Origin of the sequence: Roseixanthobacter glucoisosaccharinicivorans (genome assembly GCF_043195095.2) — a bacterium.
GTDB lineage: Bacteria > Pseudomonadota > Alphaproteobacteria > Rhizobiales > Xanthobacteraceae > NCEH01.
This window is the reverse complement of sequence record NZ_CM195538.1, coordinates 1,364,132-1,378,479: the sequence shown is the minus strand read 5'-3', so window position 1 is coordinate 1,378,479 and position 14,348 is coordinate 1,364,132. Positions and strand designations below refer to the sequence as shown.

General features: G+C 64.7%; 16 protein-coding genes. 9 read left to right on the top strand and 7 right to left on the bottom strand.

Translation table 11 applies throughout. The annotated features are described in order from the left end of the window. Nucleotides 1–59 precede the first annotated feature (59 nt). Nucleotides 60–896 (top strand): universal stress protein, encoded by an 837-nt coding sequence (locus tag V5F78_RS06065; protein WP_394069138.1) that lies wholly within the window; start codon nucleotides 60–62, stop codon nucleotides 894–896. Nucleotides 897–1,018: 122 nt separating this feature from the next. Here V5F78_RS06065 and V5F78_RS06060 read toward each other — a convergent pair whose 3' ends face one another. Then, a complete protein-coding gene (locus V5F78_RS06060; RefSeq protein WP_394069136.1) occupies nucleotides 1,019–1,714 on the bottom strand; it encodes a DUF1013 domain-containing protein in 696 nt (231 codons plus the stop codon). 254 nt (nucleotides 1,715–1,968) lie between these two features. Between V5F78_RS06060 and ispH the strand changes: the two genes are divergently transcribed. The 3 genes from ispH to rnhA are packed head-to-tail and all read left to right on the top strand — an operon-like array spanning nucleotide 1,969 to nucleotide 4,364. Continuing rightward, entirely contained in the window at nucleotides 1,969–2,931 is a 963-nt protein-coding gene (gene ispH, locus V5F78_RS06055) for a 4-hydroxy-3-methylbut-2-enyl diphosphate reductase (protein ID WP_394069135.1), read from the top strand. Between the two features lie 3 nt (nucleotides 2,932–2,934). Beyond that, a complete protein-coding gene (locus V5F78_RS06050) occupies nucleotides 2,935–3,900 on the top strand; it encodes a homoserine kinase (protein WP_394069133.1) in 966 nt (321 codons plus the stop codon). Beyond that, complete coding sequence (rnhA, locus tag V5F78_RS06045) at nucleotides 3,897–4,364, top strand: ribonuclease HI (protein WP_394069131.1); 468 nt, start codon at nucleotides 3,897–3,899, stop codon at nucleotides 4,362–4,364. Before V5F78_RS06050 ends, rnhA begins: the two co-directional genes overlap by 4 nt. A 33-nt stretch (nucleotides 4,365–4,397) precedes the next feature. Here the strand turns inward: rnhA and V5F78_RS06040 are convergent, their stop codons facing one another. Next, nucleotides 4,398–4,748: an ArsC family reductase gene (locus V5F78_RS06040; protein WP_394069129.1), complete on the bottom strand. Its 351-nt coding sequence runs from the start codon at nucleotides 4,746–4,748 to the stop codon at nucleotides 4,398–4,400. A 301-nt stretch (nucleotides 4,749–5,049) separates the two neighbouring features. On the opposite strand from V5F78_RS06040, the gene V5F78_RS06035 reads away from it, so the two are divergent. The 3 genes from V5F78_RS06035 (at nucleotide 5,050) to V5F78_RS06025 (ending at nucleotide 7,976) form a co-directional block, all read left to right on the top strand. Continuing rightward, entirely contained in the window at nucleotides 5,050–5,811 is a 762-nt protein-coding gene (locus V5F78_RS06035) for a GntR family transcriptional regulator (protein WP_394069127.1), read from the top strand. 87 nt (nucleotides 5,812–5,898) lie between these two features. Beyond that, complete coding sequence (locus tag V5F78_RS06030; RefSeq protein WP_394069125.1) at nucleotides 5,899–7,170, top strand: CaiB/BaiF CoA transferase family protein; 1,272 nt, start codon at nucleotides 5,899–5,901, stop codon at nucleotides 7,168–7,170. Then, complete coding sequence (locus tag V5F78_RS06025; RefSeq protein ID WP_394069123.1) at nucleotides 7,167–7,976, top strand: enoyl-CoA hydratase; 810 nt, start codon at nucleotides 7,167–7,169, stop codon at nucleotides 7,974–7,976. Before V5F78_RS06030 ends, V5F78_RS06025 begins: the two co-directional genes overlap by 4 nt. A 78-nt stretch (nucleotides 7,977–8,054) precedes the next feature. On the opposite strand, the gene V5F78_RS06020 is transcribed toward V5F78_RS06025, so the two are convergent. Continuing rightward, nucleotides 8,055–9,167, bottom strand: a complete 1,113-nt coding sequence (locus tag V5F78_RS06020; RefSeq protein ID WP_394069121.1) for a linear amide C-N hydrolase — start codon at nucleotides 9,165–9,167, stop codon at nucleotides 8,055–8,057. Nucleotides 9,168–9,741: 574 nt separating this feature from the next. Here V5F78_RS06020 and V5F78_RS06015 point away from each other — a divergent pair. Continuing rightward, the gene (locus tag V5F78_RS06015; protein ID WP_394069119.1) at nucleotides 9,742–10,224 is read left to right on the top strand and encodes a Ros/MucR family transcriptional regulator; all 483 of its coding nucleotides are present in this window, start codon (nucleotides 9,742–9,744) and stop codon (nucleotides 10,222–10,224) included. A gap of 199 nt (nucleotides 10,225–10,423) precedes the next feature. On the opposite strand, the gene V5F78_RS06010 is transcribed toward V5F78_RS06015, so the two are convergent. The 3 genes from V5F78_RS06010 to trxB form a co-directional block, all read right to left on the bottom strand. Next, nucleotides 10,424–10,558 (bottom strand): hypothetical protein, encoded by a 135-nt coding sequence (locus tag V5F78_RS06010; protein ID WP_394069117.1) that lies wholly within the window; start codon nucleotides 10,556–10,558, stop codon nucleotides 10,424–10,426. Between the two features lie 451 nt (nucleotides 10,559–11,009). Beyond that, entirely contained in the window at nucleotides 11,010–11,900 is an 891-nt protein-coding gene (locus tag V5F78_RS06005) for a LysR family transcriptional regulator (RefSeq protein ID WP_394069116.1), read from the bottom strand. 18 nt (nucleotides 11,901–11,918) lie between these two features. After that, nucleotides 11,919–12,893, bottom strand: a complete 975-nt coding sequence (gene trxB / locus V5F78_RS06000) for a thioredoxin-disulfide reductase (protein ID WP_394069114.1) — start codon at nucleotides 12,891–12,893, stop codon at nucleotides 11,919–11,921. 248 nt (nucleotides 12,894–13,141) lie between these two features. Between trxB and V5F78_RS05995 the strand changes: the two genes are divergently transcribed. Then, complete coding sequence (locus V5F78_RS05995) at nucleotides 13,142–13,624, top strand: Lrp/AsnC family transcriptional regulator (protein ID WP_394069113.1); 483 nt, start codon at nucleotides 13,142–13,144, stop codon at nucleotides 13,622–13,624. An 81-nt stretch (nucleotides 13,625–13,705) separates the two neighbouring features. Here the strand turns inward: V5F78_RS05995 and greA are convergent, their stop codons facing one another. Continuing rightward, the gene (gene greA, locus V5F78_RS05990) at nucleotides 13,706–14,179 is read right to left on the bottom strand and encodes a transcription elongation factor GreA (protein ID WP_348844794.1); all 474 of its coding nucleotides are present in this window, start codon (nucleotides 14,177–14,179) and stop codon (nucleotides 13,706–13,708) included. Nucleotides 14,180–14,348 lie beyond the last annotated feature (169 nt).

Here is a 14,348-nt window from a genome sequence, read left to right as displayed (position 1 = left end):
AATGTCGTCGGCACGAGCTAAGGTCGTGTCGCCGACACGGCTAGGAGAGGCCATTTCCGATGATCCGGGACATTCTCGTTAATCTCACCAACGGCGGCGCGCGTGACGCGGCCGGCGAATTTGCGATCCAACTCGCCGCCCGCCTGTCCGCGAACCTGACCGGCCTCGCGGTGACCTATGAAATGGAAGTGCCGCCCTTCTATATGGGGGCGCTTCCGACCGATTTCATTGATGCGCAGATCAAGGAAAACGAGGAAGCCGCGCAGAAGGCGGCGGTGCGTTTCGGACAGGAAGCCGCAGCGGCAGGGATCGTCTATGAAACCCGCACGCTCAGCGCCTCGCTCGGTATTGCGGCAAATCGATTCGCGAGCATGGCCCGCCTGTTCGACCTCACAGTGGTCGCCCAGCCCGATCCCGACCGTCCCGGCCCGGAGGAGGTGATCGCCGAGACCGTGCTGATGGACAGCGGGCGCGCCGTGCTGCTGGTGCCCTATGTGCAGACCCAGCCGCTCGGCACCGGCCGCGCGGTGATCGCGTGGGATGGCAGCCGCGCCGCCGCGCGCGCCCTCAACGAAGGCATGCCCCTCCTGCATCTGGCCAAGACCATCGAGGTGCTCTCGGTGATCCGCGGCAACGAGGATGAAGAAAGCGCCGAAGGCTGCGCCGAGGTTGCGCGCCACCTCGCCCGCCACGGGCTGAAGGCAGACGTGCACAAGCTGCACATCGGCGCTGGCCAGCAGATCGCCGACACGATCCTCAACGAAGTGTCCGACCAGGGCGCGGATTTCGTCATCATGGGCGGCTATGGCCATTCCCGGCTGAAGGAGCTGGTGATGGGCGGCGTCACCCGCGAGATCCTCGACACCATGACCGTGCCGGTGCTGATGGCCCATTGAGGCCCAAGGCCACGCGCGGCAATGAACGGCCGCGGCACGCAGCCCCGCTGAAACGAAAACGGCGCCTCAGGGGGCGCCGTTTCTGTTCAGGGGCCGAGCACCGCGCCAGAGCGCGGCGCGGCTCACTCACCCTTCTTGGAACCGCCGAGCTTGGCGAACACGGTTTCCAGATCCAGCGATTCCCGGCGGCCGGCCGGCGCGTGATCGCTCTCGTACTCGTCCTGGCGGGTCGTGACGTCGGCGGGCAGAAGGGTTGCGCCCTTGTCCTCGCCGGCGGGGGAGGCGGGCCGATCCTTGGCGGCGCGCTGGACTTCCATGTCCAGGTCGATCTGGCTGCACAGGCCGAGCGTCACCGGGTCCATCGGGGTGAGCGCCGCCGAATTCCAGTGGGTGCGTTCCTTGATCTGCTGAATCGTCGCCTTGGTCGTGCCGACGAGGCGGATGATCTGCGCATCCTTCAGTTCGGCATGGTTGCGGATCAGCCACAGGATAGCGTTCGGGCGGTCGTGGCGGCGCGAGACCGGGGTGTAGCGCGGCCCCTTGCGGCGCTTCTGCTCCGGCAGGCGGACCTTGGATTCCTGCAACTTCAGCCGGCGGCTCTCGTTCTTCTCCGCAAGGTCGATTTCCTCGCGCGTGAGCTGGCCGTTGGAGATGGGATCGAGCCCCTTGATTCCCTGCGCGACCTCGCCGTCGGCGATGCCCTTCACTTCCAGCGGGTGAAGTTTGCAAAAATCGCCGATCTGCTCGAACGTGAGCGCGGTATTCTCCACCAGCCAAACGGCCGTCGCTTTCGGCATCAGGGGGGTGTTGGGTGACATGGGCTGCCTCTGAAGCTTCTCTTAGGTGGACATTCGCGACACCTGGGGCGCAAATCTGCGCGAGGTCGCTCCGGGTCGGGAGCGAACCGCGGATGTCTCACGATGTCCGGGATGCCTTTAACATAAGCGCCTGTGCGTTCTTATGCAAATGGTCCCCTGCGGCCCGGTGCGAATCGTCCCGCGCCGACCGCGCCGCTTGACAGGCGGGGTGCGGGCGAGGCTTTTCACCGTCTGAACCCTGGAACATATGAATCATGGAAGAAAAGCCCCCGCTCCGTGTCCTGCTCTGCGCCCCGCGCGGTTTCTGCGCCGGCGTCGTGCGCGCCATCGACGCGGTGGAACGGGCGCTCGAGATCCATGGCGCGCCGGTCTATGTGCGCCATGAGATCGTGCATAATAAGTATGTGGTGGAAGGGCTTAAGAACAAGGGCGCGATCTTCGTGCGCGAGTTGGACGAGATTCCGCCCACCAGCGCGCCGGTGATCTTCTCCGCCCATGGGGTCGCCAAATCGGTGCCGGAAGATGCCGCAGCGCGCAATTTCTTCTCCATAGACGCCACCTGCCCGCTGGTCACCAAGGTGCATCGCGAAGCCCAGGTGCACCACAAGAAGGGCCGCGACATCCTGCTGATCGGCCACAGGGGCCACCCGGAAGTGGTGGGCACCATGGGTCAGTTCGAGCCGGGCGTCGTCACGCTGATCGAGACCGCCGAGGATGCGCGGGCCTTCACCCCGCGCGATCCGAACAATCTCGCCTATGTGACGCAGACCACCCTTTCCATCGACGACACGGCGGAGATCGTCGCGATCCTGACGTCGCGTTTCCCGGCGACGGTCGCGCCCCACAAGGAAGACATCTGCTACGCCACCACCAACCGCCAGGAAGCGGTGAAGACGGTGGCGCCCAAGGTGGATGCCATGGTGGTGGTGGGCGCGCCCAATTCCTCCAATTCCCAGCGCCTGCGCGAGACCGCCGCGCGCGAGGGCTGCGACGTCGCCGTGCTGGTGCAGCGCGCCGCCGACATCGACTGGCCGCGCTTTGAAGGCATCTCCAGCCTCGGCGTGACCGCCGGTGCCTCGGCCCCCGAGGTCCTGGTGGAAGAAATCCTCGATGCGTTCGCGGAGCGCTACACCTTGCATGTCGAGACCGTGACCGCCGCCCAGGAAGACGTCTTCTTTCCCCTGCCCCGCGCCCTGCGCCCCGACGCGGCGGAATAGAGCGTGGCTGTCTATACCGACGTTTCGGCCACGAGCCTTGCCGAATTCCTCGAGCGCTACGATATCGGCACGCTGGAATCCTTCCACGGCATCGCCGAGGGCGTGGAGAACTCGAACTTCCTACTGCAGACCAGTCGCGGCACGTTCATTCTCACCTTGTACGAAAAGCGGGTGGACCCGGCGGACCTGCCGTTCTTCATCGGCCTGATGCAGCATCTCGCCGCGCGCGGCCTGTCCTGCCCCGAGCCGGTGCCCGGGCGCGACGGCGCCATGCTGGGCGAGCTTGCTGGCCGGCCGGCAGCGATCGTCACCTTCCTGCGCGGGGTCTCGGTGCGCCGTCCGACCGCCGCCCATTGCGGGCAATTGGGCGAGGCGCTCGCGAAGCTGCACCTTGCCGGCGCCGATTTCGCGTTGAAGCGGCCGAATGCGCTTTCCGTCGCCGGCTGGCGCCCGCTATTCGAGGCCGCCCGCGCGCGCGCCGATGAGGTCGTGCCGGGCCTCGCGGACACCATCGGCGCCGAGCTGGCCGAACTGGAGAGCGCATGGCCACACGGCCTGCCGGCCGGCGTCATCCATGCCGACCTGTTCCCGGACAACGCTTTCTTTCTCGACGATCGGCTCTCCGGCATCATCGACTTCTATTTCGCCTGCACCGATCTTTATGCCTATGACGTGGCGGTGTGCCTGAATGCTTGGTGCTTCGAGCAGGATGGTGCCTTCAACGCCACCAAGGGCCGGGCGCTTCTCGCCGGCTACCAGGCGGTGCGCGCGCTGACCACTGGGGAGGTGGAGGCCCTGCCCCGCCTCGCGCGCGGTGCGGCCTTGCGCTTTCTGCTGACGCGTCTCGTGGACTGGCTGAACGTACCCGAGGGCGCCCTGGTGCGCCCCAAGGACCCGCTGGAATATCTGCGCAAGCTGCGCTTCCATCGCGCGGTGCACACCGCGCGCGACTATGGACTGGCCGCATGAGCGCGCGCATCGAGATCTGGACCGACGGCGCCTGCTCCGGCAATCCCGGCCCCGGTGGTTGGGGGGCGGTTCTGCGCTCCGGGCCGCACGAGAAGGAACTCTCCGGCGGCGAGGCGCACACCACCAACAACCGCATGGAGCTGATGGCCGCCATCAGCGCCCTGGAGGCGCTGAAGAAGCCGAGCGCGGTGGATCTTCACACCGACAGCGAATATCTGCGCAACGGCATCACCAAATGGGTGGCCGGCTGGCGCCGCAACGGCTGGCGGACCGCCGACAAAAAGCCGGTGAAGAACCAGGATCTCTGGGAGCGCCTCGACGCCGCCCTCGGCCGCCACGAGATCGCCTGGCATTGGGTCAAGGGCCACGCCGGCAATGAACTGAACGAGCGCGCCGACCAGCTCGCCCGCGACGGCATGGCGCCGTTCAAGCCCGGCGGGATGGCGCGGGTCGGGGTGGTCTAGGGGCTCGCCCTTGGAGCGCGGGGGATAGAGCCCTTACCCAAGCGCGGCTGCGTATTCCCCGTCCTTGAAGCCCACGATCAGCGGGCCGCCGAGATCCAGCACCGGCCGCTTGATCATGGAGGGCTGGGCCAGCATCAGCGCCACCGCCTTGTCTTCGTCCAGGTCGGTCTTCTCGGCGTCCGGCAGCTTGCGGAATGTCGTGCCCGCGCGGTTCAGCAGCACCTGCCACCCGAGCACGCGCACCCAGGCGTCCAGCATGGGGCGGTCGATGCCCTGGGTCTTATAATCATGAAAAACATAAGCGATCCCATGGGCATCGAGCCAGGCCCGCGCCTTTTTCATGGTGTCGCAATTCTTGATGCCATAGATCGTCGCCGTTGCCATGGTCCCGCCCCGCTTCTGGTCGGCGTGGGCTATAGCATTTCGTCCCCCGCACCTGCACCGGGTTCGGGTGTCGCGCCGACACTCGCTCCTCCTCCAGCCACCCGCCGGCGCGCTGAGCCAAATTAATTAAATTGCATTTTTAATTATTGATGCGAATTTGGGAAATCATTAGTTTTCCCTCGCGGCGCGCGCGGATTTGGATGCTTGCGGCACGTCCGCGCCCTGCGAAGCGAAGGCAGTCGATCAGAAATCCATGCTACCAAATGGATGCTTGGCTCACCCGCCGCCGGATGCCCCTGTCATGACGACCCCCGCGCACATCGTCCGCCACTCGCTGCACGAAACGCTCGTGGCGCCGTTGCGGGACATGATCCTGCAAGGCGAACTCAGGCCCGGCGAGAAAGTGCCCGAGGAGCAGTTGTGCGCGCATTTCGGCGTCTCCCGCACACCGATCCGCGAGGCGCTGAAGGTGCTCGCGGCGGAAGGCGTGCTGCAAATCCTGCCCCATCGCGGCGCCATCGTCGCGCGCATCACTGAGGAACAGGTGGAGGAGCTGTTCCCGATCATGGCATCGCTGGAAGCGTTGGCCGGCACACTCGCCTGCCGCAATGCCACCGATGCGCAGATCGCCAAGGTGCGGGCGCTGCATGATCAGATGATGGCCTATTACCAGGCCGGCGACGAGCCCGCCTATCTCAAGCAAAATCGCCTGATCCACGATGCCACGTTCGAGCTGGCGGGCAATGCGACGCTCGCCTCCTTCTATCACCAGGTGCTCACCCGCATCCACGCGTGCCGGTTCGTGATGCGCAAGAGCCCGGCGCACTGGCGGCAGGCGGTGGAGGAGCACGAGCGGATGATCGCGGCGCTGGAAGCGCGCGACGGGCACGCTTTGTCCAAGTTGCTGGAAGAGCATGTGACCGGCACCACCGTCGGCATCGCCCGCGAATTCATTGCCCGCGCGCACGCGGCGGACGCTGCACGCACGACAGCGGGCGCCTCGAAGAACGCCGCGGGCGCCCTAACCGCACGACGCGCCGTTGGCCGGCCGCGCAAGGTGTGAAAGCAGAGATCCTGGGCCTTGGATCGCGTCGTCGGGGCCGTCCGCAAAGATATTCGTAATTATTGATTATAAAGGAGGAGACCCATCATGAGCGCAACCCATCGGCCCGTACCCCCGCGGGACTCCGCCGACCGCCCCGCAGGGGAGGGGCAAGCGGCCCGCCGCCCCCTGCCGCTGGAAGGCGTACGCGTATTGGACGTCAGTCAGGTCATGGCCGGTCCCTATGCGAGCATGCTGCTGGGCGATCTCGGCGCCGACGTCATCAAGGTGGAACCCCCCGGCACGGGCGACCAGACCCGCAGCGCCATGGGCTTCAAGATGAAGGGGCCCGACAGCATGGGCTTCCTCAACATGAACCGGAACAAGCGCTCCATCGCCCTCAATCTGAAGAGCGGTGCCGGGCGCGAACTGTTCTACAAGCTGGTCGAGACCGCCGACATTCTCATCGAGAATTATCGCCCTGGCGTGATGAAAAAGCTCAAGTGCGATTATGAGAGCCTGAAGGCCATCAACCCGCGCCTGGTCTATGCCTCCATCTCCGGCTTCGGCCAGACCGGCCCGTGGGCCATGCGTCCGGGCTTCGACCTGATGGCGCAGGCCATGTCGGGGGTGATGAGCGTCACCGGCCATCCCGGTGGCCCGCCGGTGAAGGCGGGCGTTCCGGTGGCCGACATCGGCTGCGGCCTGTTTGCGGTCTATGCGGTGCTCGGCGCCTATATTGGCCGCACCCACACCGGCGAAGGGCAATATATCGACGCCTCGCTCTTTGAAGCGGCGCTCGCCTTCTCGGTATGGGACACCAGCGAATATTGGGGCACCGGAAAGGAGCCCACCCCGCTCGGCACCGCCAACCGCATGAGCGCGCCCTATCAGGCGGTGCGCTCCAAGGACGGCTATTTCGTCATGGGCGCCACCAACCAGAAGCTCTATCGGGCGTTGTGCGAGCATCTCGGCCGGCCCGAACTGATCGAGGATCCACGCTTCCACGATATTTCCGCCCGCCTCGCCAATCGCGAAGCGCTGATCGAGGAACTGGAGAAAGTGTTCGTCACTCGTACCTCGGAGGACTGGGTGGAGCGCCTGCTGGCGGTGGGCATTCCCGCCGGCCCCATGTATTCCTATCCTCAGGCCTTCGAGAGCGCCCACGGGCAGCATCGCAACATGCGGATGGAAGTGCCTCACCCCATCGAGGGAACCGTGCCCAATATCGGCTTTGCGGTGAAGCTCCAGGGCACGCCCCAGCGGGTGCGGCTGCATCCCCCGCTGCTTGGCGAGCACACTGAGGCTATTCTCGGCGAATTGGGCGTGGTCGGCGAAGCCGTGGACGCCCTGCGCACCGGAGGAGCCTTCGCGCCATGACAAATACCCTGACCGCCACGGCCCCGTCCGCCGCCGATACCGGCACCGTGCGGCTGGAGATCGACGGGCCGATCGCCCGTCTCACCTTCGACCGGCCCCACGCGCACAATGCCATGACTTGGCGCATGTATGAGGAGATGGCGCAGGCATGTGCCCTGCTCGCCACCCGGGCCGACACGGTGCGCGTCGCCGTGCTGCGGGGCGCCGGGGGCAAGGCCTTCGTCGCCGGAACCGCCATCGACCAGTTCCGCGCCTTCGTCGACGGTGAAGACGGCATCGCCTATGAGGCGAAGATGGAGGGGTTCATCGGCGCGTTGGAGCGCCTGCCCATGCCCACCATCGCCGTGGTTGAAGGCCTTGCGGTGGGCGGCGGCATGGTGATTTCCAACGTCTGCGATTTCCGCGTGGCGACGCCCGGCGCGCGGTTCGGAATCCCCATCGCCCGCACGCTTGGAAACTGTCTATCGGCGGCGAACCTGCGTCGCCTGACCCAGGCGCTGGGACTGCCCACCCTGAAGCGCATGCTGCTTTCGGCCGAACTGCTGCCCGCCGAAAGCCTTCCCACCGGCTATGTGAGCGTGGTCGCGCCCGACGCCCTGGACGCCCATCTTGAGCAATTTTGCGCGCGCATCGCCGCCCAGGCGCCCGTCACCATGCGGGTGACGAAGGAGGCGCTGCGGCGCCTCGGCGACGATCTCGCCCCGGAGGACGGCGACCTGGTGCGCGCCGCCTATGGCAGCGCCGATTTCAAGGAGGGGGTGGACGCGTTCACGTCCAAGCGCCCGCCGGCCTGGCGCGGCGTCTAGCCCTCGCGCGACCTGCCTCGACGAAAGCAAACATGCCCGGCCGTGTGCCGGGCATGTTTTTTTTTGCGGAGACGCTGGTCAGCGAAGGACGTCGAGCGTGGTCGGCGGCGTTTCGATGGAGAAAGTCTTCATCGCCTTGGCGTCGAGATCGGCCTTGTTCAAGTCGAGCACTTGCGTCTGGCTGTTCTGATAGGTGCGCAGGTAGAAGCGCTTCGTCTTCAGATCGGACACGGCGCTCCATTCCGTGGTTTCGACCCCGGCAACGCCGCCGCCGGCCTGGCTGTCCGCCGCCGTACGCACGACGCCCGGCGCGATATCGAACGTATTGAGCAGGTGGAACGCAAGATCCACGGCATCCGAAGTCTTCGCGAGCGGAGGCGCAGCGCGGGTATATTGGAACGCCCGAACGAAGCGCGCGGGCGACGACACATCGCCCGGCAGGCCCGTCGCTCCCGAACCCGTGCTCGGCGGCGCGATCGTGAGCCCGCCGATCGTCACGGGCTTGGGATCATAGGCCGAAAGGTTCAGATAATTGCCGAGATTGGCGATATGCCACTCGAAGCTCGGCGCATTGGTGAGCACACCAATCGGGTTGTCGTGCATGTGAAGCACGCCGCCGATATATTCAATCACAAGGCTTTTTCCGGCGGCATCGTGCAGAGTGACATGCAGTGGCGCCGGCATTTTCAGGACAGATTGCAGCGACTTGTTGACCTTTATCTTCGGCAGCCCAACCTTGACTTCCTCAACAGTCGCGAAATTGGTCAGAAGATAGAGCAGAAGTTCGTAAGATGCGATGGACGTCTTCGCATCGGCAGGTGCAACCTCCTGATATTCTGCAAGGCCCGGCAGATAGAGCATGCCGCCGGCAAGCCCCGCCTCGTTGAGACCGTCCACCAGAATCGGCAGGCCAAGGCCATTGAGCCCGACGGCGCCATATTTCGTCGTCCACGGCAGGCCGGCATTGGCGGTGCCGTCCGGCGCGGTGCCGGCGAGGGCGAGCTTGCGCGGCACCACCATGAATTGCGATTGCATGGGCAGCCCGAATTCCATGGTGCGGCCATAGACGAAGCCGCCGTCATTGGAATGCAGCAGGAAGGATGTGCAGGCATTCGCCTGCTGTATCGGCAACACTGCCGCCGCTGTCAGAGCAAACGCGGCGGCCATCGACCGTGTCAGGCGTAAAAGCATATTGAGCCTCCCTGGTGCGGCCTTCTGGCCGCTGCCAGAGCATAAGCTTCCACATTGTTGCTGCCCAGGGGACGCGCCGCGCTATTTCTTCCCAAAATCCGCAAGCTTGGAAATGTTCGCAACAGGCGGCCGGGTGATTCTCTTTTCGGCCTCGTGCCGGCTTCACATTTACGTTTAGTCAATCGTATTGATACACAGATGCCGCAGAATTCGATGCTCGAAAGGTGCGAAGAGAAGCGTCAACTGGTAGAACCGCACCCGCTTGTGCGACAGGGATTTCGTCGCCCGTTCTGCTGCGCGCACGCGCGCGCGGCGTGTGATCGGGCGAGAGAAATATCGATGGAATAAAGGGTTGTGGCGAGCCCACCGGGAGCGGAAACACGAAGATTACCTGACGCGAAGTCTCTGCGAACGGGCCTTCCACCTGCGTCTTCGCGGTACCTCCGGAACCGCTCCTCTTCGAGCAGGCACGCATAAACCCGGCGTTGCCATTTTAACGCGAAAATCGACGAAGACTTGCGGTTGTCAATGAGATGAGGCAATAAAGCATCACTCAAGAATAAGGACGACTTCATTGACCGACGAATCCAACCCCGCCTTGAATGCAATATATGTGGAGCTCGCTGCAGAGATCGTGGCGGCCTACGTCAGCAATAATTCGGTGGCGGCAAGCGAGATCGCGAGCCTGATCGAGACCGTCCACACCTCCATCTCCAACCTCACGCAGACCGCCAAGGAACCGGAAGTGGTGCCGCTGACTCCTGCCGTCAGCGTCCGTAAATCGGTGACTCCCGATTACATCATCTGCCTGGAAGACGGAAAGCAGTTCAAGTCGCTGAAGCGCCATCTGCGCACGCGTTACGACCTGACGCCCGAAGAGTACCGCGCGAAGTGGGGCCTGCCGAGCGATTATCCCATGGTTGCTCCGAACTATGCTGCCGCCCGTTCGGAATTGGCAAAGGCCTCTGGCCTCGGCCAGCTGCGCAAGACTGCCGCCGCTGCCCCCGTCGCCGCGAAGCCGGCCGCCAAGCGCCGCGCGCCGGCCAAGAAAAGCTGAAGTCGTATCCTTGAAAAAGACGGCGCGGGCATCACAGCCCGCGCCGTCTTTTTATTTGCCGGCCGAACATTGCGCAATCCGGGTGTGCGATTTTCGCGTCCGCAGCGCTATTTATACTGACTCCATATAACGCCGATCGCCTCTCTGAAAGCTCATCCGGTTCGACGCCAGAGCGCGCACCGTGCACGGAGCTGCATATTCACGTCTGCATCGGATCGTCGCGCAGCGGCGCTGGATCGTCCACCGGCTCAGGCTCGGGGAAGGGATCGCGTCGAGGCTCGCGGCGCGGATCATCGTCCGGCAGGGGCGGCAGATCCGGTCCGGGCTCGGGCACATCCTCGGGATCGCCAATGGGATCTATGGGAGGGCCAGGGGGCCGCGGCGGACGGACCGGGTCTGGAGTGCCGGGAAATGGCCCTGCCTGCGGGTCGGAGCCGCACTCATGTGTTGGGCCGCGCTCCAGGAGATGCATGGAATGTCCTTCCGCGTCTTGACCGGAAGAAACCCGCGCCGCGCGCCCACGGTTCCCGACGTCACCACATGCGTGGAAGAGGCCCTGAAAAGAAAAGTGCCGGACCTCGCGAGAGGCCCGGCAAGTATCGCCGCAGAGCGGCGAACCTTCCAGAGGGGAACAGCTGCTGCACCGCACAGGATGCAAGCAGTGCAAGGACAAATTGCCCCTTCCTTGGGCAGATTGCAATGCAAAATGATCGCATGTCAGGCATGTGCCTGACGCTGGGCTAATGCGCGCCCAAGCCGCGTGCACCGGCCCGAAACGTCACAAATCAGTAATTCCAGCGCTGCGCCTTGGAGATCAGGAAATCCCGGAACACCTGGATGCGGGCCACCGAGCGCATTTCCTGGGCATAGGTGAAATAAGCCTCAAGCTGAGGCGTTTCCCGGTCGGTGAACAATTGCACCAGTGAGGTGGCATCGTCGGAGAGATAGTCCGGCAAGGTGCCGATGCCCACGCCCCGCTCCACCGCCCGCTTGAGGCCCAGAACGCTGTTGACCTCGAAGGCCGGCACGCGCGGCGCCCCGCCCTCGCGCCCGGCATGCTCCAGCCAGTTCAAACCTTGGAAATAGCTCGGAATCGGCCCGCCAAGCAGCAGGATGCGATGCTTGTCCAGCTCATCGAGCGTGCGCGGGTGGCCGTGTCGCTTGAGATAATCCGCCGAGGCATAGGCGTGGAAATGCACGGTGAACAGTTTGCGCTGCACCAGATCCGGCTGAACCGGCTGCCGCATGCGGATGGCGACATCGGCCTCGCGCATGGCAAGGTCCAGTTCCTCGTCGGTGAGGATCAGCTGGATGCGGATGTCGGGATAGAGATCGACGAACTCGCCCACCCGGGCGGTCAGCCAGTGGGTGCCGAGGCCGACCGTGGTCGTCACCCGCAGGTCGCCATTGGGCTTTTCCCGGCTGTCGGTGAGCTGCGCGCGCGCTGATTCCAGCTTCAGGAACACCTCGTGCGCGGTGCGATAGAGCAGCTCGCCCTGCTCGGTCAGGATGAGGCCGCGCGCATGGCGATGGAACAGGGGCACTTTCAGCTCCTGCTCCAAAGCCGAGACCTGCCGGCTCACGGCGGATTGGGACAAACCGAGGGTCTCACCCGCATGGGTGAAGGAGCCCGCTTCGGCAGCGACGTGGAAAACCTTAAGCTTGTCCCAGTCCATGCTTGCGCCCTTACGCTGCTACTCTGCCGCCGCCGAGACCTCGTTGAGCGCAAGGAAGCGCTCTGCTTCCAGGGCCGCCATGCAGCCGCGCCCGGCGGCCGTCACCGCCTGGCGATAAACATCGTCCGCCACGTCGCCGGCGGCATAAACGCCGGGCACCGAGGTCGCGGTGGAATCGGGAGCGGTCCACACATAGCCGCTCTCCTTCAGCTTCACCTGCCCGTCCACGAGGCCGGTGGCCGGCGCATGGCCGATGGCGATGAACACGCCGTCGGTGCGCAGTTCGGCGACCTTGCCGGTGTTCACGTCGCGCAGCTTCACCGCCGTGACACGGGAGGGATCCTCCTCCCCCACGATCTCTTCGAGGGCGGCGTTCCACACCACGTTCACCTTGGGATGGGCGAACAGGCGATCCTGGAGGATACGCTCCGCCCGCAGCCGGTCCCGGCGATGCACGAGGGTGACCTTGGAGGCGAAATTGGTGAGGAAGAGCGCCTCTTCCACCGCGGTATTGCCGCCGCCCACCACCACGACTTCCTTGCCGCGATAGAAGAAGCCGTCGCAGGTGGCACAGGCGGACACGCCGAGGCCGCGATAGATCTCCTCCGAGGCGATACCGAGCCAGCGCGCCTGCGCGCCGGTGGCGAGGATCACCGTCTCCGCCACATAGACCGCGCCCGACTCGGTCACGAGACGGAACGGGCGATGCGACAGGTCGAGGCTGGAAACGTGGTCGGAAACGATTCGCGTGCCGACGTGTTCGGCCTGGGCGCGCATCTGATCCATCAGCCAGGGACCCTGGATGACGTCGGCGAAGCCCGGATAATTCTCCACGTCGGTGGTGATCGTGAGCTGGCCGCCGGGCTGGATGCCCTCGATCAGGACAGGTTCCAGCATGGCGCGGGCGGCATAGATGGCAGCGGTATATCCAGCGGGGCCGGATCCGATGATCACGACCTTAACATGCTGGGCGGACGCGTGATGAGCAGGCATGGCAACCTCAAACCGGAACAGCCTCCCCGCTTGCGAGGGCTGCAAGGGCCGAGACCGCCTCTCTCCGCGCCTTCCCTGGCGCGAGCTATGCGTGAATGTAAGGACAGCCGCGCTGTCCCACAAGGCGCTGCCTGCACCCGAATAGGGTTCACGATGGATGTCCCCAGCCGACTGGCGAAATATTATTTCGTTGCGTGCCGCGGCGGCTACACTAAGGTGCGGCGCAAACGCCCCGAAGGAGTAATCCCTTGACCTCTCATCTCGACGCCGTGGACTGGAAAATCCTGGCCGAGCTGCAACGAGACGGGCGCATGACCAATGTGGAGCTGTCCCGCCGCGTGGGGATTTCCGCTCCGCCGTGCCTGCGCCGCGTGCGCGGGCTGGAAGAAGAGGGGATCATCCAGGGCTATCGTGCCCTGCTGGATGAAAAGCGCCTGGGCTACGACCTCATGGGCTTTGCAATGGTGCATCTCATCAGCCAGGCGGAGGTGGACCTTTCCGCCTTCCAAGACCGCATCGACAATTGGCCGCTGGTGCGCGGCGCCTGGATGCTGTCGGGAGACGTGGATTTCCTCATGCTGTGCGTGGCGCCGGACCTGCGCACGTTCCAGAATTTCGTGCTCGAGATCACCGCCGCGCCGAACGTGCGCAATGTGAAGACCGCGCTGACCCTGAAACAAGCCAAGAACGCCCCGATCGTGCCGCTGGAAGCCATCGAGATGCCGGAGTGAGGGCGCCGTCCGCAAGATAGGCACGCTGTCCCCTCCCCCGTAAGCGGGAGAGGGAACGGGCCGGGCAGAGGCCTTTGTGCTTTAGATCCAGCGCACCGAGACGATTTCGAACGAGCGGGCGCCCTTCGGCGTCACCACCTCGACGGATGCGCCCTTCTGCTTTCCAATCAACGCGCGCGCAACGGGCGAGGAAATGGAGATGCGCCCGGCCTTTGCGTCGGCCTCGTTGTCACCGACGATCTGCCAGACCTTTTCTTCTTCCGTATCCTCGTCCACCAGGGTCACGGTGGCGCCGAATTTCACCGTCTCGCCGGAGAGCTTGGAGACGTCGATGATGTCGGCGCGGGAAATCTTGTCTTCCAGCTCCGCGATCCGACCCTCATTCAGGGATTGCTGCTCCTTTGCCGCATGATATTCGGCGTTTTCCGAAAGATCGCCGTGGGCGCGCGCTTCGGAAATCGCTGCGATGATCCTCGGACGCTCCACCTGCTGACGGTTGCGCAATTCAACTTCCATGGCGGCAAAGCCGGCCTGGGTCATAGGAATCTTGTCCATGGGTCCTTCGTAGAACCTCCTAGAAACGGAGCGACTCACTGGTCGCCCACCGGTGGGGATGCCCCATCCGGCGCTGAATATGATACCGCAAGCGCGCGACGATCACCGTCTCGGTTTACGGCGCGCCTTCAAGCAGTCATGCCGATCGCGCGCGCGGGCCTTTTGTCCC

What these genes read in the sequence shown, in the direction of transcription:
- greA (WP_348844794.1), bottom strand. Translation starts at nt 14,179, where the DNA reads ATGGACAAGATTCCTATGACCCAGGCCGGCTTTGCCGCCATGGAAGTT.
- V5F78_RS06065 (WP_394069138.1), top strand. Translation starts at nt 60, where the DNA reads ATGATCCGGGACATTCTCGTTAATCTCACCAACGGCGGCGCGCGTGAC.
- V5F78_RS06040 (WP_394069129.1), bottom strand. Translation starts at nt 4,748, where the DNA reads ATGGCAACGGCGACGATCTATGGCATCAAGAATTGCGACACCATGAAA.
- V5F78_RS06060 (WP_394069136.1), bottom strand. Translation starts at nt 1,714, where the DNA reads ATGTCACCCAACACCCCCCTGATGCCGAAAGCGACGGCCGTTTGGCTG.
- V5F78_RS06025 (WP_394069123.1), top strand. Translation starts at nt 7,167, where the DNA reads ATGACAAATACCCTGACCGCCACGGCCCCGTCCGCCGCCGATACCGGC.
- V5F78_RS06005 (WP_394069116.1), bottom strand. Translation starts at nt 11,900, where the DNA reads ATGGACTGGGACAAGCTTAAGGTTTTCCACGTCGCTGCCGAAGCGGGC.
- V5F78_RS06030 (WP_394069125.1), top strand. Translation starts at nt 5,899, where the DNA reads ATGAGCGCAACCCATCGGCCCGTACCCCCGCGGGACTCCGCCGACCGC.
- trxB (WP_394069114.1), bottom strand. Translation starts at nt 12,893, where the DNA reads ATGCCTGCTCATCACGCGTCCGCCCAGCATGTTAAGGTCGTGATCATC.
- ispH (WP_394069135.1), top strand. Translation starts at nt 1,969, where the DNA reads ATGGAAGAAAAGCCCCCGCTCCGTGTCCTGCTCTGCGCCCCGCGCGGT.
- V5F78_RS06020 (WP_394069121.1), bottom strand. Translation starts at nt 9,167, where the DNA reads ATGCTTTTACGCCTGACACGGTCGATGGCCGCCGCGTTTGCTCTGACA.
- V5F78_RS06035 (WP_394069127.1), top strand. Translation starts at nt 5,050, where the DNA reads ATGACGACCCCCGCGCACATCGTCCGCCACTCGCTGCACGAAACGCTC.
- rnhA (WP_394069131.1), top strand. Translation starts at nt 3,897, where the DNA reads ATGAGCGCGCGCATCGAGATCTGGACCGACGGCGCCTGCTCCGGCAAT.